22 protein-coding genes and 2 pseudogenes are annotated in these 22,543 nt (G+C 28.0%); 16 read left to right on the plus strand and 8 right to left on the minus strand.

Going from position 1 to position 22,543, the window contains the following annotated elements; translation table 11 throughout:
• Positions 1-110 precede the first annotated feature (110 nt).
• The 3 genes from ABJG40_RS02680 to ABJG40_RS02690 form a co-directional block, all read right to left on the minus strand.
• The gene (locus ABJG40_RS02680) at positions 111-764 is read right to left on the minus strand and encodes a response regulator transcription factor (protein WP_348023040.1); all 654 of its coding nucleotides are present in this window, start codon (positions 762-764) and stop codon (positions 111-113) included.
• Positions 761-3,409: a PAS domain S-box protein gene (locus ABJG40_RS02685; protein ID WP_348023041.1), complete on the minus strand. Its 2,649-nt coding sequence runs from the start codon at positions 3,407-3,409 to the stop codon at positions 761-763. The genes ABJG40_RS02680 and ABJG40_RS02685 overlap by 4 nt, the downstream gene beginning before the upstream one ends.
• Before the next feature lie 207 nt (positions 3,410-3,616).
• The gene (locus tag ABJG40_RS02690; RefSeq protein WP_348023042.1) at positions 3,617-4,672 is read right to left on the minus strand and encodes a branched-chain amino acid aminotransferase; all 1,056 of its coding nucleotides are present in this window, start codon (positions 4,670-4,672) and stop codon (positions 3,617-3,619) included.
• A gap of 144 nt (positions 4,673-4,816) precedes the next feature.
• On the opposite strand from ABJG40_RS02690, the gene ABJG40_RS02695 reads away from it, so the two are divergent.
• The 6 genes from ABJG40_RS02695 (at position 4,817) to ABJG40_RS02720 (ending at position 10,170) form a co-directional block, all read left to right on the plus strand.
• Positions 4,817-5,299, plus strand: coding sequence for a DUF4920 domain-containing protein (locus ABJG40_RS02695; RefSeq protein ID WP_348023043.1), 483 nt, complete (start codon positions 4,817-4,819; stop codon positions 5,297-5,299).
• Positions 5,299-5,721, plus strand: coding sequence for a hypothetical protein (locus tag ABJG40_RS02700; RefSeq protein ID WP_348023044.1), 423 nt, complete (start codon positions 5,299-5,301; stop codon positions 5,719-5,721). The genes ABJG40_RS02695 and ABJG40_RS02700 overlap by 1 nt, the downstream gene beginning before the upstream one ends.
• Before the next feature lie 3 nt (positions 5,722-5,724).
• Complete coding sequence (gene mnmD / locus ABJG40_RS02705; protein WP_348023045.1) at positions 5,725-6,384, plus strand: tRNA (5-methylaminomethyl-2-thiouridine)(34)-methyltransferase MnmD; 660 nt, start codon at positions 5,725-5,727, stop codon at positions 6,382-6,384.
• Positions 6,385-6,554: 170 nt separating this feature from the next.
• On the plus strand, positions 6,555-8,069 hold the full coding sequence (locus ABJG40_RS02710) for a hypothetical protein (protein WP_348023046.1): 1,515 nt from the start codon (positions 6,555-6,557) through the stop codon (positions 8,067-8,069).
• 84 nt (positions 8,070-8,153) lie between these two features.
• Entirely contained in the window at positions 8,154-9,968 is a 1,815-nt protein-coding gene (locus tag ABJG40_RS02715; RefSeq protein WP_348023047.1) for a cytochrome c peroxidase, read from the plus strand.
• Positions 9,969-10,038: 70 nt separating this feature from the next.
• Complete coding sequence (locus ABJG40_RS02720; protein ID WP_348023048.1) at positions 10,039-10,170, plus strand: hypothetical protein; 132 nt, start codon at positions 10,039-10,041, stop codon at positions 10,168-10,170.
• A 113-nt stretch (positions 10,171-10,283) separates the two neighbouring features.
• Here ABJG40_RS02720 and ABJG40_RS02725 read toward each other — a convergent pair whose 3' ends face one another.
• Positions 10,284-11,384, minus strand: a complete 1,101-nt coding sequence (locus ABJG40_RS02725) for a glycosyltransferase (RefSeq protein WP_348023049.1) — start codon at positions 11,382-11,384, stop codon at positions 10,284-10,286.
• Positions 11,381-12,295, minus strand: a complete 915-nt coding sequence (locus tag ABJG40_RS02730; RefSeq protein WP_348023050.1) for a hypothetical protein — start codon at positions 12,293-12,295, stop codon at positions 11,381-11,383. The genes ABJG40_RS02725 and ABJG40_RS02730 overlap by 4 nt, the downstream gene beginning before the upstream one ends.
• A 109-nt stretch (positions 12,296-12,404) precedes the next feature.
• On the opposite strand from ABJG40_RS02730, the gene ruvC reads away from it, so the two are divergent.
• The 4 genes from ruvC to ABJG40_RS02750 all read left to right on the plus strand — a co-directional run bounded on the left by ruvC (position 12,405) and on the right by ABJG40_RS02750 (position 15,501).
• Positions 12,405-12,959, plus strand: a complete 555-nt coding sequence (gene ruvC, locus ABJG40_RS02735; protein WP_348023051.1) for a crossover junction endodeoxyribonuclease RuvC — start codon at positions 12,405-12,407, stop codon at positions 12,957-12,959.
• 75 nt (positions 12,960-13,034) lie between these two features.
• Positions 13,035-13,400, plus strand: a complete 366-nt coding sequence (locus ABJG40_RS02740) for a four helix bundle protein (protein WP_348023052.1) — start codon at positions 13,035-13,037, stop codon at positions 13,398-13,400.
• 32 nt (positions 13,401-13,432) lie between these two features.
• Positions 13,433-14,560: a radical SAM family heme chaperone HemW gene (gene hemW, locus ABJG40_RS02745; protein ID WP_348023053.1), complete on the plus strand. Its 1,128-nt coding sequence runs from the start codon at positions 13,433-13,435 to the stop codon at positions 14,558-14,560.
• 191 nt (positions 14,561-14,751) lie between these two features.
• Positions 14,752-15,501 (plus strand): cyclase family protein, encoded by a 750-nt coding sequence (locus ABJG40_RS02750; RefSeq protein WP_348023054.1) that lies wholly within the window; start codon positions 14,752-14,754, stop codon positions 15,499-15,501.
• Positions 15,502-15,511: 10 nt separating this feature from the next.
• Here the strand turns inward: ABJG40_RS02750 and ABJG40_RS02755 are convergent.
• A pseudogene (locus ABJG40_RS02755) lies at positions 15,512-15,700 on the minus strand (CorA family divalent cation transporter); the annotation flags it as partial.
• Between the two features lie 75 nt (positions 15,701-15,775).
• Between ABJG40_RS02755 and ABJG40_RS02760 the strand changes: the two are divergent.
• Genes ABJG40_RS02760 through ABJG40_RS02785 form a run of 6 tightly spaced genes read left to right on the plus strand, consistent with a single transcriptional unit; the run spans position 15,776 to position 19,592 of the window.
• Entirely contained in the window at positions 15,776-16,132 is a 357-nt protein-coding gene (locus ABJG40_RS02760) for an MmcQ/YjbR family DNA-binding protein (RefSeq protein ID WP_348023055.1), read from the plus strand.
• 23 nt (positions 16,133-16,155) lie between these two features.
• Positions 16,156-16,416, plus strand: coding sequence for a DUF3781 domain-containing protein (locus ABJG40_RS02765; protein WP_348023056.1), 261 nt, complete (start codon positions 16,156-16,158; stop codon positions 16,414-16,416).
• Positions 16,417-16,427: 11 nt separating this feature from the next.
• A complete protein-coding gene (locus ABJG40_RS02770; RefSeq protein ID WP_348023057.1) occupies positions 16,428-16,982 on the plus strand; it encodes a 5-formyltetrahydrofolate cyclo-ligase in 555 nt (184 codons plus the stop codon).
• 52 nt (positions 16,983-17,034) lie between these two features.
• Positions 17,035-18,654 (plus strand): adenine deaminase, encoded by a 1,620-nt coding sequence (gene ade / locus ABJG40_RS02775; protein WP_348023058.1) that lies wholly within the window; start codon positions 17,035-17,037, stop codon positions 18,652-18,654.
• 3 nt (positions 18,655-18,657) lie between these two features.
• Positions 18,658-18,945, plus strand: a complete 288-nt coding sequence (locus ABJG40_RS02780) for a SelT/SelW/SelH family protein (RefSeq protein WP_348023059.1) — start codon at positions 18,658-18,660, stop codon at positions 18,943-18,945.
• Positions 18,946-18,995: 50 nt separating this feature from the next.
• Positions 18,996-19,592 carry a PhnA domain-containing protein gene (locus ABJG40_RS02785; protein WP_348023060.1) on the plus strand — a complete coding sequence of 199 codons (597 nt, stop codon included), beginning with the start codon at positions 18,996-18,998 and terminating at the stop codon, positions 19,590-19,592.
• Positions 19,593-19,691: 99 nt separating this feature from the next.
• Here ABJG40_RS02785 and ABJG40_RS02790 read toward each other — a convergent pair.
• Together ABJG40_RS02790 and ABJG40_RS02795 are read right to left on the minus strand one after the other, a co-directional pair.
• Positions 19,692-20,791: pseudogene (locus ABJG40_RS02790) on the minus strand (DUF4407 domain-containing protein).
• A 100-nt stretch (positions 20,792-20,891) separates the two neighbouring features.
• On the minus strand, positions 20,892-22,543 hold a 1,652-nt coding region (locus ABJG40_RS02795; RefSeq protein WP_348023061.1), incomplete at its 5' end, for a M56 family metallopeptidase.

Below are 22,543 nucleotides of genomic sequence, written 5' to 3' on the forward strand. Positions count from 1 at the left end.
AGTATAAATTTTATAGGACTAATAATACATTTCACACAAAAATAAGTATTTTTTATTTTTATCTAAATAAGCAAATTGCCTATTTAACAATATTTTTTAGACATTGAGCACTAAGTGTCTAAAAAAGTTAATCCTTTTTTTATAGCATATTTAGTTAATTCCGGAATGGTATGAATATCTATTTTTTTCATGATGTTATTTCTATGCACATCTATTGTTTTAGAGCTTAAGAATAATGTTTCACCAATTTCTTTAGATGAATTACCCTCAGCAATTAATTGTAAAACTTCTTTTTCTCTACTGCTTAACTGCCCTTCTTCTAAATTTTCACCTCTTTTAAGCATTAATAGAAACTCTTGATTAATATTTTTAGAAAGGTATTTTTTGTTTTGTATTACTATAGTAATTGCTGTAATTAATTCATCAGAATCTCCATCTTTCAATAAGTAAGCATAAGCCCCAGCTTTAAACATGCCTTGTATAAATTGCTTAGAAGAATGCATAGAAAGACCTATTATTTTCACTTTCGGATTTGCTTTTAAAATTTGTTTTGTAGCTTCCAAGCCATTTAAATCTGGCATTGCAACATCAATAATAACAACATCTGGCAGTAATTTAGAGCATATTTTTACAGCTTCTCGACCATTAAATGCTTCTCCAATAACGCTCATATTTGATTTTTGTTCTATAATATTTCTTAAACCATCTCTGAGTAGTTTATGATCATCAACTAATATAATTTTTATTTCTTTTATTTGTGTCATTCAGATAAAGGTATTAAAATCTTAACTATAGTTCCTGTATTTATTTCTGATGTTACAGAAAATTCTCCTTGAATATTTCGAACACGTTCTTGAGCAGTGAATAAACCAAATCCTGAACCTGAATGATTTTTAAGATTATTTAAAATAGAGGTGTTAAATCCAACTCCATCATCAACAATATCTATTATAACATCTTCTTTACTTTTATAAAGATTTAATATTATTTTAGAAGCTTTAGCATATTTAATAGCGTTGGTTAATACTTCTTGTATACTTCTATAAAGTATAATAGATTTTAACTCGCTAAGTTTTATACTAGTTATTTTTGTGTTAAATTTAAACTTAATTTTATGGGTAGTTTCTAAGTTTTCGAGCAACCAATTTAAAGCTTCAATAATGCCAAGTTGATATAAAATAGGAGGAGAAAGTTCTTGTGTAATTTTACGGCTGTTTTCTAAGGCTTCAGAAATGTGTGATTCAATAAACTCTAAATCATTATTAATTATATTTAATTTTGATTTTTTTTTCAACTGATTAATTTTCATTTTTGAAATCACTAAAGATTGACTTAAATGGTCGTGTATATTTGAAGCGATTTCCTTCTTCTGTTTTTCTTCTATACTCGTAATTTCATTCGTTAATTTTTGAATTCTTTTTTTTGATAATACAGATTCTGTAATATCTCTAGCAGAAGTAACAAAATAATTTTTTTCCTTACTTTTAAATACTGGTGATGATGAAGACTCTAACCAAACGAAATGCCCATTTTTATGGCGAACTCTAAAAGGATAACCTTCTTTAAATTTATCTTTTTGATTTTTGTCTTTCAATACTTTTTTTAAAGAAAAAAGATCATTCTTATGAACAATACTAAATATTTTTTTCCCTATAAATTCTGATTGTTCGTAGCCTAATATGCTTTTTATAGAAGGAGTTATATATTTAAAAGTACTATCTTCTTCTTGCAAACAAATTATATCAGTAGTATTGTTAGCTAACAAAAATTCCATTTCTTGGCTTTTTTCAATTTTTGATCTAATTAATTTTTGTTCTGTTATGTCTTGAATCACTCCTCTTAAGCCTGTTACTTCTCCTTCTTTATTTGATATTGGATATCCTATAGCTTTTATCCAAAGCTTTTCTTTATTTGCGTTTTGAAGTCTTAATTCTAAATCCCATTTTTTATTATCTGCAATACTTTCTTCCATTGCTTTTTTTAGTATTTCAGCAGAACCATCTACATAATAACCAATAGCTTCATCAAGTGAAGGAACTTTACCAATAGGAAGTGCGTGAAGTTTAAAAACCTGATTAGACCAACGCACTTTTTGTGTTGCTAAATCTAATTCCCATGCACCAATTTTAGCTATTCTCCCAGATTCATTCAAAAGAAATTCGCTTTGCTCTACTTCTTTAAGAACTTCTTTAATTTTCTGTTTTCTTCTTTTTAAATCTCTCTCTATTAATTTTTGCTGAGTTATATCATTCATAACAACTAAGGCTCCCAATTTGTTGCCTTTAGAGTCTGAAAATGAAGCACCATTACAAGATACAAATCTTGGTTTTTGATTTTTTGCCTTAATAACTATTTCCTTATTTATAATTTGTTTGTTGTTAAGTGTTTGTATGAGTGGTATTTCATGTGTATCAAGTAAAACATCTGCTTCTATATTATATAAACCATAATTTTCAGCCCATTTTTCTTGAGGAATTTTCATAACATCAATACCATGCCAATCTTTAGCTGCTTTGTTAAAAAGAATTAATTTACCTTCTTCATTACAAGCTACTATAGCTGCTGGTTGATTTTCTGTCACAGCAATTGTAAAATCAATTTGTTTTTTTAGTTCGTCTTGAGATTTTCTTATTTCTGTTATATCCTCTATAATTAATAATATAAGTTCTTCATTATCTTTTAGTATTATTTCTCCAGAAATTAGCCATATTCGTGATTCTCCAGATTTATTAGTAGAATTAGCTTCAAAATCTTTTATTCTCCCTTTTTCTTTTAATACATTAATAAAAAAAATGTAATCTTTTTTAGACTGCCATATACCTATTTCTGCTAATTTAGATTCATTTAGTTCTTTCAAAGAATAACCAGTTAGTTTAGATGTAGCGTCGTTAAAATTTATAATTTTATAATCACTTAACCTTGCAAATAATATTGAATTGGAGCTGTTTTTTAATAGCCTAATAAATTTATTTTTGGTTTCTTTTAATTTTAATTCCTTTTCTTTAAGTGTGGTTATATCATCAAATGTAGTGTAAACTTTATGGGGTTTATCTTCACTTTCATTAAATTGAGGAATTGCATTGATTTTTACCCATTTATAATCTTTTTCATTAGAATTTACAATTCCCATTACTTTATTCAATATTGGCTTACCCGTTTTTAAAGCCAACATACTTGGATGGTTCTCTCTAGGATAGTCTGAACCATCTTCATGTATAGATTTCCAATTTGTTCTGAAAGAATTTTCTCCTTGTTTTTGATCTAAAGTAAGGCCTAAAATTTTTAAAGCTGCAGGATTAGCATCTGTTATATTACCTTTATTGTCTTGGAAAGTAACACCAAGGTTCATTGTTTCAAATAATAGTTGGAATTCCTTTTTTTTCTCTTCAACAGCTTTTTTTGTAATCATACACATTTGTTGATTTTTAAATTAGGGGTAAAAAATAAATTTTTTAAATGATAATATTCAGTAATCAAAGTAAATATTGTTTCACAATTTAACAAATATAAAGCAATTCAAATTCATTTTTTTTAATATTATATCCATTAAATTAATAAAAAAAGAAAAACCCCAACAAAAAGTTGAGGTTTTAATAATGTTATTTTTATAATTTTATTAAAGCATCACTCTCCATCCATAAGGATCTTCGGCTTTGTTTGTTTGAATATCAGTAATTGCTTTTTTAATTGTGCCTGCAAAAGAGTTTTCTAATTCTGGTAAATCAAAATCCGTACCTTGGTATCCAAAACTAGAAATAGGAGAAATAACTGCAGCTGTTCCAGCTCCAAACATTTCTTTTAAACTTCCACTTTGAGCTGCAGAAATTACTTCTGAGACAGTAATTTTTCTTACTTCAACATCAATATTCATGTCTTTAGCAATCTGAATTACACTTTTACGAGTAATTCCGTCTAAAATTCTATCAGAAGTAGGACTCGTAATTAGAGTGTCATTAATTCTAATAAATATATTCATTGCACCAGCTTCTTCTATGTACTCGTGAGAATTATCATCTGTCCAAATAACTTGATTATAGCCTTTTTCTATTGCTAATTGAGTTGGGTAGAATTGAGCTGCATAATTACCACCCGCTTTAGCAAAACCTACACCACCATTTGCAGCACGTGCATATTTTTCTTCAATTAAGACTTTTACTTTACCAGCAAAGTAAGCACCAGAAGGAGCTGTACAAATAATAAGTTTATAAGCATTTGCAGGAGAAGCATGAAAACCTAATCCAGAAGCAAACATAAAAGGTCTTATATATAAAGAACTTCCATCATTTGTAGGTATCCAAGCATTGTCTACTTCTAGTAATTTTTGAAGACCTGCCATAAAAATATCTTCTGGAATCTGAGGAATAACCAATCTTTCTGCAGATTTATTTAAACGTTTACAGTTGTCTAAAGGTCTAAACAGTAATGTGTTTCCTTCTTTATCTTTATAAGCTTTCATTCCTTCAAAAATAGATTGTCCGTAATGAAAAATCTTAGCAGCAGGATCTAGAGATATTGGTGTATAAGGTTTTACCACAGGTGTTTGCCATTCTCCGTTTACAAAATCGCATTCTAACATATGGTCAGAATATACGCTACCAAAAGGTAAATTGTTAAAATCTACAGAGTCTATCCTCGATTTTTCTATACGTTGAATTTCTATATTAGATTCCATTTTATTTAATTGATTTTAAAAGCAAATGTACATAAATTATTCATCTGTTAAAATAACAATTCATTGCTTTTACTTTTTAAAATATGTACTTTTGTAGAATACTAACTAAATATATTAATTATGAAATATTTGATAAAAATTTGCTTGATTACAATCGTTATTTTTACTTCATGTAAAGAAGTAAAAAAAGCAGAAAAAGAAGTAGAGCAAACGAAACAAGAAATTGTTTATGATTCTTTTGGAGAAAAAATTTCATTAGACAAAGCTATTAGTTCAGAAGAGTTATTAACTAAGTTTAAAGGTATGAAAGCAGGTGATACTTTAAATGTAAAGTTTGCTTCTAGTATAAAAGAAGTTTGTTCTAAAAAAGGATGTTGGATGAAACTTCCATTAAATAAAGATACAGAAACAATGGTTCGTTTTAAAGATTATGGTTTCTTTATGCCATTAGACTCTAAAGGAAGAGAAGTTGTTTTAAATGGTAAAGCTTTTATTAAAGAAACTTCTGTTAAAGAATTGCAACATTATGCTGAAGATGCAGGAAAATCGAAAGATGAAATTGTAAAAATTACAGAGCCAAAAGTAGAATATACTTTTGAAGCAGATGGAGTTTTACTAAAGAAATAATGAAAAAAATAGCAATTTTATTTTTATTGATGTCGGTTTTTTCTTGTAAAAAAGAAACGCCTAAAGAAATAATTATTGTTGAAAGTAAAAAAGTAAAGCAGTCAGAAATGGCTGCTTTAATGAATAAAATGTATGATAAAAATCTAGAAAACAAAATGCTTGTTTTAGAAGGTAAGTCTCCAAAAGATTTTCCAGAAGAATTTTTAAATATTCATACAGCGCAATTAACAAACTCTTCAGACAAGAAACCGACCTTTAATACTTTTTCAGATTTTTATCTTAAGAGTTTTCAAAAAGTTTATAACACCCCTAAAGATTCACTTGTATACAGACATAATAAAGCCATTAATAGTTGTATTATGTGTCATGAAACTACATGTGTAGGTCCAATTCCAAGAATTAAAAAGTTATTAATAAAATAAGAAATGAAAAGAGAAATTTTAATAACTTCAGATGGTTCTACAACTATTAATTTACCAGATTTAAATGAGCAATATCATTCTAAAAACGGATCAATTAATGAGTCTTATCACGTTTTTATTGAAAGCGGATTAAGACAAATTACATCAGATAAAGTTTCAATTCTTGAAATTGGTTTTGGTACAGGTTTAAATTGTTTTATAACGTATTTAGAAGCTAAAAGAGAAATTGATTATGTTGGTGTAGAGGCATATCCTGTTACAGAAGAAGAAGTAGAAAAAATGAATTTTATTTCTGTTTTAAAGGCTGAAAAAGAAGCAGCTATTTTTAAAGAAATTCACAAAGTCTCTTGGGAAGAAAAAAATCAGATTTCTGACATATTTTCTCTAACAAAAAGAAAACAATTTTTTGAAGATATAGAAGATAAAGATGCATTTAACTTAATATATTTTGATGCCTTTGGCGCACGTGTTCAACCTCAATTATGGACTGTAGAAATCTTTCAAAAGATGTTTAATTCATTAAAAGAAAACGGAATTTTAGTAACCTATTCTGCAAAAGGAAGTGTTCGAAGAGCAATGATAGAAGTAGGTTTTACTGTAGAGCGTTTACCTGGACCTCCAGGAAAAAGAGAAATGCTTCGTGCTATAAAAACTGTATCTTAATTTAATTTTAGTAAACATTAAACTGGGTAAGTTTTATGTGCTTTAATGTTTTGTTAAAGTTGTTAACTTTTTTGTAACGCTAGTTTAACACAAAGGTTTTTCTTAGTTAACAAACCCTTTCTTTTATAATTATAGTTTTGAAACCATAATCAATACTATTAATTATAATCATGAAAAAAACAATTACAAAATTATTTTTAGCACTTACTTTAATAGGTGCTAGTTTTACATTATTAACAAGTTGTGCCGAAGATGGAATCGATGGTGTAAATGGGATAGATGGAGAAGACGGTAAAAACGGTCAAGACTACACTCCAAGTCCAAGTTTATTTTCTAACAAATCTTCTTTAAACCCCTTAGTAAATATAAATGCTAGTTTTAGTAATGTAAAAGCATATTCTCTAATTAGCTCTACAGATTTATTATCAAATGGTTTTCGTTTGGTAGGAGCACAAGATGGAGCAGGTTTTTTAAAAGATGGAGATGAATATATTTATGTTGTAAATGCCGAAGATGATTATGGTGTTTCTAGAATTCGTTTTGATGAATTTATGAATCCTATAAAAGGAGATTGGTTGTTAAATGCAGGTGTTGCAGATTTTGCAAGACAATGTTCTGCAACAATGTGGGAAAAAGATATTCATGGAGGAGATAAAGATATTTTCTTGTCGGCTTCAGAAAGTATTGCATATGATGTTAAAGGAATTGATCCTTGGGTAGAAACACCAACACCAACTGCAGATTTTGGTTTAGATGCGTTAGGTGAATTTTCTTGGGAAAATGCAGTTCCATTACCAAAAGATGCTTATTCGGGAAAAACGGTTATTGTTGGAGGTGATGATGATTCTAGTGGTTCTGAGGGGCAGGTTGTTATGTATGTCTCTGAAAATGGAGATGCAGATTTAGAAAACGGAAAAATTTATGTTTTAAGATTTAAACAAATTTCTGATGGGGCTAATGGTGTTCAAGATGTTGCAACTAGTACAATTTATAACGAAGGAAGTTTAGATTTTGGAGCAAGTTATGATGTAGAATTTGTTGAAATTGAAAATGGAGCAAGTATGACAAAAAGTGAAATGGAAACAGCTTGTACAGATGTTTTTGCTTCTCAATTTATGCGTGTAGAAGATGTAGATTATCAAAAAGGATCTGATGCAAATGGTAGAAATGTCTTTTTTGCAGTTACAGGAAGAGGCCCAGGAAGAGGAACTTATAATGATTGGGGAACAGTTTATAAATTAGAATTGGATAGTACAAACCCATTATTAGGAAAATTAACTCAAGTAGTAAGTGGTAATACAGATACTAATAACGCAGACGGAAATTTAGCAGAACTTCAAAGTCCTGATAATATTTGTGTAACAGAAAATTATATTTACATTCAAGAAGACCCTAATTCATTTGATAGAGGGCATGCAGCACAAATTTATCAAACAGATTTAAATGGTAATAATGCAAGTGTTGTTTTAGAGTTACAAATAGAGAGTAATTTATCACCAACAGGAAGTACTAGCTTTTCAGGAGAATTTGGTTCTTTAATAGATGTTTCTGATAAAATTGGTGAGCCAGATACATTTATTTTAGCATTACAACCTCATTATTGGAAAAGTGATGACTTTGAATCTGAAAATTTACCACACAATCAAGGTGGACAAATTGTTTTACTACAAGGTTTACCTAGATAAAATTTTACAAATTATTTAATAAAATGAATCTCCATAAACTATGGAGATTCATTTGTTTATCAACTCTAATTTATCAAAATAAAAATGAATAAAAAGTTATTTTTTATAATAGTAGTATCAATTTTAATTACTTCTTGTAAAAAGACAAAAGAAGAAAATTATGTAGAAACTATAGATTGGTCTGCTGCTAAAAATTACTATATAAATCATATTACAGAAGCAATAATTTATTTAGATAGTTTACAACAAGAAGGAATTAAAGGAGAAAAGACTAAAACTTATTTTAAAAAAGTAAGAGAAAACTTTAAAAAAGCAGAACCATACGCTTCTTATTTAAATCCTGAAGTTGGTCATAGAGCTAATGGACCAGCACTTCCTTTTTATAAAGAAGATAATGGTAAAATTTTAGAGCCAGTAGGTTTGCAAAAAATTGAAGAAAGTATTTATGAATTAGAAACTAGCGAAGAAGATTTTAATAAAGAAATTTATGTAACCAAAGGTTTATTTGCAGTATTAAAGAAAAATATTTTAAAAAGAGATTTAAATTCTCATCGTTTTTTTATTGCCACACATCAGCAATTATTTAGAATTGCAAGTTTGGCAATTTCTGGTTTTGATACTCCTGTTAGTCATTTAGGAATTTTAGAAACGATCATCTCTTTAGAAAGTTTAGAGTTTGTTTATGAAAAAACAATTCAATCAAAAATTAAAAGTAAAAACAAAGATTTAGATGAGCAGTTTAAAAAGAGTATTGCAAAAGCAGTTAAATTTATTAAGAGCAATACAGATTTTAATACTTTTGATAGGTATACATTTACAAGAGATTATTTAAATCCTATTACAAGAAACTGGGTTAAAATTCGAAAAACAAGTAATCTTTGGGTACCTGTAAAATCTGAACCTTTTAATTTTGATGCTCCAACTTTTTTTGAAAGTAATTCATTTAATCTTACTTACTTTACTCCACCAGCAAATAGAAACCCAACAAGAAAACAAATTAAACTAGGAGAAAAATTATTTTCAGAACCATTACTTTCATCAAATAAAAAGATGGCTTGTATTAGTTGTCATTTACCAGAAAAAGGATATGCAGATGGTGTTGCACTTAATAAAGATAATAAAGGAAATTTATTAACAAGAAATTCACCAACACTTATTAATTCTGCATTTCAAAAAAGCTTTTTCTTAGATGGAAGGTCAAGAAATTTATTGGATCAAATTTCTATGGTTTTTAATAATGAAAATGAGTTTAATGTAAATGTTCATACTTTTTCAGATGATATTTTAAAAGATTCTACTTATTTAAAACTATTTAAAGAAGCTTATAATACGGTTCCAAAAAGTAATAGAGAGGTAATTAGAGCAATATCATCGTATGTTTCAACTCTAAATGGATTCAATTCTAAATTTGACAAAAATATAAGAGGAGAAGAAAATACATATACAAAAAGTGAGAAGAATGGATATAATTTATTTATGGGGAAAGCCTTGTGTGCTACGTGTCATTTTATGCCATTAACAAACGGAACAGTACCTCCTTTTTTTACAGAAACAGAAAAAGAAGTAATAGGTGTGCCAGAAACAAAACAGAATAAAAAATTGGATGATGATTTAGGTTTTTATTGGAGATATAAAGAAAGTTTACATAAAGGGATGTTTAAAACGCCTACTATTAGAAATACAGAAATAACAGGACCTTATATGCATAATGGAGTATTCTCAACGTTAGAGGAAGTGCTTAATTTTTACAATCTTGGTGGAGGTGGAGGTCTAGGTTTTGACTTAGAACACCAAACATTACCATTTGATAATTTAGAGCTTACTCAGAAAGAACAACAAGATATTATAGCTTTTATAAAAACACTCACAGATGATTCTGTAAAAGATAAAGAGTATTAAAAATAATTTATTAAGTATAGAAATTTTTAATATCCATTCATTTTTTTACCTTCGTTTAAAATATTTTTAAATGGAGTTTAAAAGAAAATTTGGAAGAAAAAAACAAACAAAACCTACAAAAGGACTTTTTTTAGTCATTGTTTTAGCATTTGTTTTAATCCTTTGGTTTAAAGCAGAAGATATTATGAATGCCTTGTTTTAGAAGCTATTTCCTGCTTTCACTACTCGCTTTTTTCGTTCCTCAAAAGAGCTCAAACAAACCGTTCAATCAGGGCTAAACTTCTTGCAGACCTTTTTAAGTAGCTAAAGAATAAGTTATTTTTTAAAACGTCTACCTTTCCAATTATATCTAAAAAAAAACGATTTAAAAACAACATAAAGACTAAAAAAAGGATATAATAAACTAGCCAAAACATACCATTTAAAGAATGATGATTTTTGATTAAAAAATTTAATAGTTGGTAAAAATAAAAACAAATCAATACTCATTTTTACTACAAAAGGAACAAATAATAATTCTATAGACTCAATCCACAAGTAATAAACAACTAAGAAGTTTGTGAATAAAACTAACAAACCAATCAATTTTACTTTTAAAGAACTAAAATTACCGGTTTTTGCAGCCCATCTTGTTCTTTGGTTTATCAAGTCTGTCCAATTTTTTACAGGAAAAGTAGTAACAATTGCTTCTTTAGATTTTAAATAACCAACACAGTTTTTATCAGATTTAATAAATTTTTCAAATAGAAAAATATCATCTCCACTAGCAATATTATTGTTTCCTTTAAAACCATTTAGTTTTAAAAACTCTTCCTTTTTGTAAGCTAAATTTGCGCCATTACATAAAAAAGGAAAATGAATACCAAAACCACCAATTGTGGTTCCTTGCATGCTCATAAAATCTAATAATTGAAACTGTTCTAAAAAGTTGTTTTTAACTTTGTAGTTTACAGGAGCAACTACCATTTTAGGGTTTGTTTTTTGAATAAAATTATCGAAAATTTTCAACCAATTTTCAGGCAGAATACAATCTGCATCAGTAGTTATAATCCAATTATTTTTAGCAATTGAAATTGCAGTTGTTATGGCATCTTTTTTTGGTGAATTAGATATTCTACTATTCTTTATAATTTGAATGTTATTCTGAAAACCACTTATTATATCAACAGAATTATCAGTAGAATCATCATCAATTAAAATGAATTCTACCAATTCTTTTGGGTAATTTAATTCAGAAATTGATTTTAATAAAGCTGGTAAATTTTTAGCTTCATTTCTAAACGGAATTACTACAGAAAAAGAAGTAGAATTTGTTTCTATAGTTTCTGTAAATTCATCAACTTTATAAAAGCCAATTGCTAAAGAGACAATTAGAAATGCATATAAACTAAAAATCAAAACTAGAAACCAAATCATTTTGCAAAATTAGGTTTAAAAGTTAACACAAAATAGCTTCCAATAATTGCAGGTAACACAAAGTTAAGAATCCACATAATAGATGTAATTGATAAAATTGTAAGTGGTTCTAAATTATAAAATGAAAATACCCAAATAGCAACGGTTCCTTTTAAAACAACATCAAACAAAGATAACATAGGTATTATCGAAGCAATTAAATACACAGAAGTAATTGCAGAAATGGCATCAAAATAAGAAAGATCAACTTTAAAAACCAATAATAAAAAATAAAACTGATGAGAGAAAATAACGAATCGTAAAAAAGAAAAAAAACTTACTTTGATATTAATGTTCTGTGGAATTTCCTTTAAAAAAGTTTGTATCTTTTTTAAATAAGACTTGCTTACATTAAAATATTTTACTGCAAAAAAGAAGAGTGTAATTACAAGGATTCCTATTATCAAAAGAGCGATAATTTGTTGAAAATCAATTTCAATTTTATGCTGAAAAACAAAATAACTGAAACCAAAAACACCAAAAATTAAAGTCATCAACATTTGATAAAAATTACCAACCAAATTCAATCCTAAAATTTTATTTCTTTTCTCTTTTTCAAAATACAATACTTTTGCACCGTATTCTCCAATTCTGTTTGGAGTAATAAAAGAAGCGGTTAAAGAAGATAAACTTTGAATTGCTGCAGATTTTAAATCAGTTTTTTTAGTAAAAGAAGCTAATTTTTTCCATTTTAAAATTTCTGAAATCCAGTTTAAAATGGTGAAAATTAATAGAAAAGTGATGTTTTTAAGAGAAAAAATGTTGTTTTTAATCAAATTTTGATAAAAATCAGAAAAACTTAATTGCTCGTTTTCAATTAGTTTTGTGTAAATAAAATATCCACAACCAATAACGATCGATAGTTTTATCATCAACCAAAAGAATTGTTTAGTTTTGTAAGAAAGCGAATTATACATTATTTGCAAAGTAATAAATAATCATCAGTAAGTTATCTGATAAATACAAAAACAATCTGAGATTGTGGCGATAGAAAAAATCATTTTAGGAATTGACCCAGGAACAACCATTATGGGTTTTGGAATCATAAAAGTTGTTGGTAAAAAAATGGAGTTTGTTCAAATGAATGAATTGATGTTAAAAAAATACGATGATCATTATCTAAAATTAAAACTCATTTTTGAAAGAACTGTGGAGTTGATAGATACATATCATCCTGATGAAATTGCTATTGAAGCGCCTTTTTTTGGTAAAAATGTACAATCGATGTTAAAGTTGGGTAGAGCACAAGGAGTTGCAATGGCAGCAGGTTTGTCTCGCGAAATTCCGATTACAGAATATTTGCCCAAAAAAATAAAAATGGCAATTACAGGAAATGGAAATGCAAGTAAAGAGCAAGTTGCTTTGATGTTAAAATCTCTTTTAGACTTAAAAACATTGCCTAAAAACTTGGATGCTACAGATGGTTTAGCTGCTGCAGTTTGTCATTTTTACAATTCGGGAAAAGTTGTTGGAGGAAAAAATTATACAGGTTGGGCGAGTTTTGTAAAGCAGAATGAAAAACGAGTTAAAAAATAGTGTTCTTTAAAAATTACATTTAGTTTTCAGTAGCAGTATCAGTATCAGTAGCAGTAGCAGTAAAAAATAAAAGATATGAGTTTTACAGATTTATTAGCTTTTAAAAAGTCATTTTCTTTAGCAATGAAGATTTTTGAGGTTTCAAAACATTTTCCGAAAGAAGAAAAATATTCGTTAACAGATCAAATAAGAAGATCGTCTAGAAGTGTTTCTGCTAATATTTCTGAAGCTTATAGAAAAAGGCAATATCCAAAACATTTTGCAAGTAAATTAAGTGATTCTGATGCAGAGAATTCAGAAACCTTAACTTGGTTATTATTTGCTTTAAAATGTGAGTATTTAGATAAAAAAACTTTTGACAACCTAGTTTCTGAAAGTAGAGAAGTTGGTAAGCTCATCAATTATATGATTAATAACCCAAGTAAATTTGGAGCCAATTAGCTGCAAACTGAAACTGTAAACTGATAACTGTTTTGTCTGGAATCTATATTCACATACCATTTTGTAAACAAGCTTGTTTTTATTGCGATTTTCATTTTTCTACATCATTAAAGAAAAAAGAACCAATGATTTCTGCTTTGATAAAAGAAATGGAAATCAGAAAAGATGAACTTAATAATTCTATTGTAGAAACCATTTATTTTGGAGGAGGAACACCAAGTGTTTTAAATGTTGATGAAATTCAAACTATAATTGATGCTGTTTATAAAAATTACACCGTAATTGAAAAGCCAGAAATTACGCTAGAAGCAAATCCTGATGATTTATCAGAAGAAAAAATTATAGAACTTTCAAAATCGCCAATTAATAGATTAAGTATTGGCGTTCAATCTTTTTATCAAAAGGATTTAAAATTGATGAATCGTACTCATAATTCAGTAGAAGCAAAAAAATGTTTGGAGATTGCAACACAATATTTTAAGAATATTACTTTAGATTTAATTTACGGAATTCCAGATTGTACTAACGAAGAATGGAGAGAAAACATACAAACAGCTTTAAGTTTTGGTATTCCTCATATTTCTAGTTATGCATTAACAGTAGAAGAAAAAACAGCTTTAGATACACTTATAAAAAAAGGGAAAATAAAGAATGTAGATGATAAGAAATCTCAAGAACAATTCAATATTTTAACAGAAGAATTAGATAAAGTTGGTTTTGTACATTACGAATTGTCTAACTTTGGTAAAGAAGGTTTTTTTAGTAAAAATAATACTGCATATTGGCAGGGAAAATCCTATTTAGGTATAGGGCCTTCTGCACATTCTTTTAATGGTGTTCAACGAAGTTGGAATATCAACAACAATTCTAAATATATTAAATCTATTCAAGAAAATAAGTTGCCAATAGAAAGAGAAACCTTAACAAAAACAGATGGCTATAATGAGTATGTTATGACGGGTTTAAGAACCGTTTGGGGAGTTTCTTTAAATAAGATTACAAAAGATTTTGGCGAAAAATATAGAATTTATTTAGAAAAACAATCAGACAAATTTATGAAACAAGATTTATTGTACCTTGAAAACGGAATACTAAAAACAACGCAAAAAGGGAAGTTTTTATCAGATGGAATTTCATCAGATTTGTTTATGCTAAACTAGTTTTTATAACTCTTATAATTTTTTAAATTAATAATTAACTTAAAAGAAAGACTAGAAGAACATATTAATAGCAAGCCAACTATTTTTACTAATTATAAAAACTTATATTTGAAGTTTTAGTAGTAAATAAAAAGGTTCTTAAAAGCATTTTAGAATAAAATTAAAAAGATACTAAAGTAAGTTTAGCGTAAATGAAAGCAGTTGTAGAATATAATTCAAGAAGAATAACAGTAAATATTTCTAATCCTATAGATATTTCTATTCCAGTAGATATTTCAAAAAAAAATGTAAATGCTTGGTATACAGATGAGCCAAAAATTTCTGCTGAAACTCAAGAAGGATATGAAATAAGTGTTGCAAATGGCGCTGTTGTTAATTTTAACAATATTACTTTTAATCCACATTCGCATATTACACATACAGAATGTGTTGGTCATATAACAAAAGAAGTACATTCTGTAAATAAGAATTTAAAATATTTTATTTTTTTAGCAGAAGTGGTAACTATTGCTCCTTTATTTCATAATGGAGACTTTTTAATTGGAGTAAAACAACTACAAACAGCTATAGGAAACAAAAAACGAGATGCAGTGGTAATTAGAACTTTACCAAATTTAGAAGAAAAAAAGAGTATGGATTATTCAAACACAAATCCAACTTATCTTTCTGAAAAAGCCGCTATTTATTTAAGAGAAAAAGGCATTAAACACTTATTGATAGATTTACCTTCTGTAGATAAAGAAAAAGATGGAGGAAGACTCTTATCTCATAATGCATTTTGGAATACTGCAGGAGAATTAAGAATGGATGCAACTATTACAGAGTTTATTTACGTGCCAAATGATGTAGAAGATGGTGAGTATTTATTAAACCTTATGATTGCACCTTTTGAAAATGATGCAACACCTAGTAAACCTGTTTTGTATAAAATTATAAAATAATTTTTTGAGATTAAAACCACTTCTTTCTTTTAAAATACCAAACAGAAATAATAGTTACTAAAATCATAATCCCTAATAAAATAAAGTACCCATATTTAAATTTTAGCTCTGGTATGTTTTCGAAATTCATACCGTAAATTCCTGCTAAAAAAGTCAACGGAATAAAAACAACAGATAGAATTGTTAAGGTTTTCATTATTAATATAAATTGTAAATTTGATAGATAAAGATACTTTTAAATTTATGATTAAAGAGGTGTTTTAAAAATCAGTTTATGCACATAGAACAATTAAGAGATTTTTGTATTGCAAAAAAAGGAGTAACAGAACATTTTCCGTTTGATGAAAATACGTTGGTTTTTAAAGTGATGAACAAAATATTTTTACTTACAGGATTAAATAATTGGGAACAAGGCGAAAGTAAAGTCAACCTAAAATGCAATCCAGAACGAGCAATTGAACTAAGAGAAGAATACGAAGGAATTTCGGCAGGTTTTCACATGAATAAAAAACATTGGAATACTGTGTTATTAAATGCTAGTGATGTTTCTGATGATTTAGCTACAGAACTCATCAATCACTCTTACGATTTGGTGGTAAAAGGATTGAAAAAAAACTACAAACAGAATTAGAAAACTTGTAGATTTTTTAAATAATGAATATTGATAAAATAGAAATTTTAGAAAAACATTGTTATACAGAATTAGTATATCAAAGAATTAACAAGAAGTTAAAAATTGATTTTTCTAAGGATGAAATTCAAAAATTAATTAAGCAGATTTTACAAGAAACAGTTATAGAAAGCTACATAAAAAAAGGAAAGAATTTTTATATTTCTAACGAAGAAAAAAATATTAGAATTACAGTAAATTCAAATACTTTTAGAATTATTACAGTAGATAAAATTAGAAAATAAAAGGTATTTTGATGATAATGAAAAAACAAGAACTTAGAAAAATTTACAAGCAAAAACGTGCAGATCTAACAGAAGCTCAAATTGAAGATTTTCAGAAAAATATCTATCAACAAATTTATGATTTAGATTTAGGCGGAATTAAAATTGTGCATTTATTTTTATCGCTTACAAAGTTTAAAGAAATTGACACACAACCAATTATTGATTTTTTTAGAAGTAGAAATATTAAAATAGTTGTTAGTAAATCGGACTTAAAAAACAACACACTTTCTCATTTTTATTTAGAAAAAGATACTGTTTTAGAACTTAATAAATACGGAGTTCCAGAACCTGTAAATGGAGAAGAAGTAAACGAAAAAGAACTCGATTTAATTTTTGTTCCGTTATTAATTTCAGACGAATTAAATTACCGAGTTGGTTACGGAAAAGGATTTTACGATCGTTTTTTATCAAATTGTAAAGAAGAAGCACAATTTATAGGTGTAAACTTTTTTAAACCCATTTATCAAATAGAAGATTCTAACGATTTTGATGTCCCTTTGCATCAAGTAATCTATCCCAAATAAACTTTAAATCACCTTTAATTCTTTGTAAATTTGTTTTAGAAATAGAAAGCAAATGATTGTACAAGGAAACATAGTTGATATTAAAAATAAACGAATTTTTAAAGGAGAAGTTGTAGTAGAAAACAACAAGATTTTAGAAGTTAGAGAAGCCAATCACAACCAAGAAAATTACATTTTACCTGGTTTTATAGATGCACATATTCATATAGAAAGCTCTATGTTGGTTCCTTCAGAATTTGCAAAAATTGCTGTAAAACACGGAACTGTTGCTACTGTTTCTGACCCACATGAAATTGCGAATGTTTTAGGCGTAAAAGGTGTAGATTTTATGATTGAAAACGGAAAGAAAGTTCCGTTAAAATTCAATTTTGGTGCGCCAAGTTGTGTGCCAGCAACCTCTTTTGAAAGTGCTGGAGCAATTATAGACTCGGATGATATTAAGGTAATGATGGAAAATCCGGATATTAAATATCTGGCAGAAATGATGAATTATCCTGGTGTTTTATTGGATGATGCTGAGGTTTTAAAAAAGATTCAACATGCAAAAAATAACAACAAACCTATTGATGGTCATGCGCCAGGAGTAAGAGGAGAAGATGCTACTAAATATATTGCTGCCGGAATTTCTACTGATCACGAGTGTTTTACGTTTGAGGAAGCTTTAGAAAAGCTACAAAAAGGTATGAAAATTATTATTCGTGAAGGTTCTGCCGCAAAAAACTTTGAAGCTTTAATTGATTTGTTGCCAGAATATTTTGAAAACATGATGTTTTGTTCAGATGATAAACATCCAGATGATTTGTTATTAGGGCATATTAATCAATTGTGTGAAAGAGCTGTTACCAAAGGAGTTGATGTTTTTAAAGTGTTACAAGCAGCTTGTGTAAATCCTGTAAAGCATTATAATTTAGATGTTGGTTTATTACAAAAAGGAGATTTTGCAGATTTTGTTGTGGTGGATAGTTTAACAAAATTCAACGTTTTAGAAACGTATATCAATGGAGAATTGGTTGCTAAAAACGGAGAAAGTTTTGTGAAATCTGTAGATTTTGAAGTGTTGAATAATTTTAACACCAATAAAAAAGAAGTTTCAGATTTTAGATTCGAATCATCATCAGAAAAAATTAGAGTTATAGAAGCTTTAGATGGCGAATTAGTTACCAATCAAATAGAAGTAGATGCTTTAATTAAATATGGTAATTTAGTTTCTAATACCCAAAATGATGTGTTAAAAATGACGGTTGTAAATCGTTATCAAAATGACGAACCCGCAATTGCATTCATTAAAAATTTCGGAATTAAAGAAGGTGCTATTGCAAGTTCTGTTGGTCACGATTCTCATAATATTATTGCCATCGGAGTTTCTGACGAAGCAATTTGTAAAGCGGTAAATTTAATCATCGAAAATAGAGGTGGAGTTTGTGCAGTAAATGCATCCGAAGAAAAAATTGTTTCATTACCAGTTGCAGGAATCATGTCTGATAAACCTGCAGAAGAAATTGGTAAATCGTATGCAGAGTTAGATAAAATGGCAAAGCAAATGGGTAGTAAATTGCGCGCGCCTTATATGAGTTTATCTTTTATGGCATTGTTGGTAATTCCGTCTTTAAAATTGTCAGACAAAGGCTTGTTTGACGGAAATACTTTTCAATTTACATCACTAGAAATTTAAAAAATGGAAACTAAAATCACTATAAAATACTGTCCAAAATGTAGATGGTTGTTACGTTCTTCTTGGATGGCGCAAGAATTATTAACTACTTTTGAAACAGAAATTAACGAGTTAACGTTAAAACCATCTGATGTTGGTGTTTTTAAAATTTATGTAAATAAAACATTAATTTGGTGTAGAAAAGAAAATGGTGGATTTCCGGAAATAAAAGAATTAAAACAATTAGTAAGAGATAAAATTGCACCCAAGAAAAGTTTAGGTCATTCTGATAAAAAGGATGCTCTTAAATAAGTCTTATTTACAAAACAAAATATTACTTTTGCCGTCATAAAAAAAATATTATGAGTTTACAACAAGATTTAGAAACCAGAAGTGGAAATCAGTGCGAATTATGTGCATCAACAACTAATTTATCAATTTACGAAGTAAAACCAACAATTACTGGTGGCGGTGGAGTAGATGGTAGTTTATTGGCTTGTGAAACTTGTGTAACTCAAATAGAAAATCCAGAAGAAACAGATGCTAACCATTGGCGCTGTTTAAACGATTCTATGTGGTCAGAGCACAGAGGTGTAAAAGTGGTTGCTTGGCGCATGTTGTCTCGTTTAAGAGCAGAAGGTTGGCCGCAAGATTTGTTAGACATGATGTATTTAGAAGATGACGATTTACGTTTTGCTAAAGAATCTGGAGATCATTTAGATGAAAGCGAAAAAATAATTCATAGAGACGCAAATGGCGCTATTTTACAAGCTGGAGATTCTGTGGTTTTAATTAAAGATTTAAAAGTTAAAGGTTCTAGCATGGTTGCAAAACAAGGAACTGCAGTTCGTAGAATTTCTTTAGATCATGAAAATGCTAAATATATTGAAGGTAAAGTTGGGCCTACTCAAATTGTAATTATTACAGATTATGTTAAAAAGATGGCAGAAAAAGAATAGTTTTTAGTCCTTGCGAAGGAAGAATGACTGAGAAGCAATCTGTTTATTCATAAAGAGATTACTTAGTTCCTCGTAATGACGGGGTAAATTTAAAATTTTCTACAACATCTTTTGTTGTTTTTTATAAAAAGAATCGGCTTGCAATTTCATTAAATCGCGAGCCATTTTTTGTTTATAAGCATATATTTCTTCTTCAGTAGAAATTTCTTCATATACTTTTTTATTGATATTGATATCTGCTTTTAGCATTTCTTCTCTTTGAGTTACTTGTTGTTGTACCCAAGTTTTAATTGCAGATTCTTGTTCTTCTAACTTAAAATCATATTCCCCTTTTGGTGAAATTAATTTGGCAAAATGGGTGATGTTTCAATTGCTAAAAACAATAAGAAGATAAAGAAAGAAGGCAACCAAGGTAATTTACCAAGTGCATTTATTCTTGCCATCAATCCATCAAAATTTGCAATAATGGTTTGTGTTTCAGTTTCGTTTAATTTTTGTTCTTTCTTTAAATCAGCAATTGTTAATTCTTTATTTCTAATCTTTTCTAAATTCTCTTTTTTTAATAGATTTAATTCAGATAAAGCTGCATCATGTTTTTCTCTTTTTTCTTTGTAAACAGGTCCTTTTCCTAGTAGTTTAGTTCCTTTTCTACCTTCTGCCTCTGCAATATAAGTTTCATATAAAACATTAGTAACATTTTCTTTTTCTAGAATTTCTGTTTTTAAAGCATCAATTTCTGAATTTATTTTCGCAATTTCAGGTGTAAATTGTGCTGCAATCTGAGTTTTGTTATCCAAAGTCATTTGGTTCTTTTCCGTTAATAAAACCTGATTGATTTCTTTTTCAAATAATTTTAATTCTAAAGGCTTAGAAATAACAATGGCAATAATAATTGCTAATAAAATTCTTGGTGAAGCTTGTAAAAATTCTTTCCATTTAGAATCAGATTTTTTAATGGTAGAAACTATAAACCTGTCAAGATTAAAGATTAACAATCCCCAAATAATTCCGAAGAAAATAGATGTGTATATATTATCAAAGACAGTAAACAAGGCATAACTACCCGCAATTGTAGCCATAATTGCTGTAAAAAATACAGTGGCACCAATACCACCATATTTGTTTTGTTCTCCGTTAGAACAGTTTTCTAAAATGTTTTTATCAGCTCCAGAGCAAGTAATAAAGAATTTTTTAAGCAAAGTTTTGTGTTTAAATGTATAAATACAACGTTTTAAAAGTGAATTTGTTACATAAAAAAACCTCGAAATTTCGAGGTTTTTTCAGTTGAGGTTGGTTAAATTACTCCTTTTTACTTGTTATATAAACTGATCCAGAACCATCTTTATTTTTTTTAACATTTATACTTTTAGTATTATCAGGCTTTAATTTTTGTAATTCTTTTTCTGATATAATTTTGCCATCTAAATAATAAGTTGGTTTTCCATTTTTATCTCCATCAATACTTTTAAAAGTAATTGCTTTTTTAGAAATTCTAACAACCGGATTTGTTAAATGAATACTTCCTGCATCAATATTTAAATGTTTGTTTTTCTTAATTAATTCTATTGCTTTATCAGAAATAATTTCTTCATCTTCATAATAAAAAGTAGCGTCTTTTTTAGCCATTTTTATTACGTAATCTAAAGTTGAAACTGGAGGTGGAGGAGGTGGAATTAAATGATAAACATTCTCTACAGAATTTTTCTGTTTTTTGGACATTACATTATACAGATACTGCATTTTTAGGACATCTTTCTTCTTAAATATTTTAGCCTTTTTTCCTTTAGCTAATAACTTTTTGTATTCTCTTATTTCAGATTTTGTAGCTGATAGTTTTTCGTTTTTTATTACTACATTAGAAGGAATTGTATCTTTATTAATTTTTATCGCATTCACACTTTTTAACTTTAGACGAATGTCTTCAATTGTTCCAATACTATTTTCTTTTTTCTGCCAATTATCATAAACTTTTTTTGCTCTTAGACGATTCTCTTCTATGAGTTTTGTTTTATTTTTGGTATTGCTAATAGGCATGTTGTCTTTAAAACGGCTTACAATTCCACCTTCAAGGGAATAAATTTTTGTAATATATTGTCCAGGTAGAATATCAGTAGCGTTTGCTTGTTTCTGTGATAATATTTTTCCATTAGAATCTATTATTTGACCTTCTAAGTTGTAAAATGTTTTTTTATTGTTTTTTAAAACATAAAAACGTTGTATTCCTTTTATTTTTTGAAAACCTGTAGTTGGAAAATTTTTAGGTACTTCAATACTGTGTTTTCGTATTTGAAATTTTTCTTCAATTTTTGTTTTTTTACTTATTTCTTGGGCTTCTACTCTTTCTGCAAAGAGGAAAATAAAAGCTGCTAATAACGGAATAACCGTTAGTTTTTTTATCCAAACTTTTGTTTGTGAACTTTGTGTTGTCATCATTAATAATCTTTTTTTAGTAAGTGAATAATTCAAATTACTGGCCAAGTAATATTCGTTGTTCCAAGCAGCTTTATTTAATAATAAATGCTGATATTGAAATGTGTTTTTATGTTGATTAATAACAGTTTCATCTGCTAAAAACTCGTGATTTAATTGTACTGCTTTCTTCAGAAAAATAAACAGAGGATTTATCCAGAAAACAATTTGTAATACTTCAATTAGTAAAACATCAAGTGAGTGTTTTTGTGTAACATGTGTTAACTCATGTGTAAAAAGTTCTTCTTCAATTTTCCCCTGTTTATATTGTTTTTTATTGATGAAAATATGTTTCCAAAAAGTATGAGGTAGTATTTTATTATCTACTAAAACTAGAATTGCTTTTTTATGTTTAATGGTTTCATTCGATCTTATTTTTTGAATAATTTTAAATAAGTTTTTTCCAAATCGAATTAAGAAAACGAATGAAATTAGTAAGTAAATTCCGATAAATAGTAACGTGTAATCAAAACTTTCTTCAG

The organism is Polaribacter sp., assembly GCF_039939415.1.
Classification (GTDB): domain Bacteria; phylum Bacteroidota; class Bacteroidia; order Flavobacteriales; family Flavobacteriaceae; genus Polaribacter.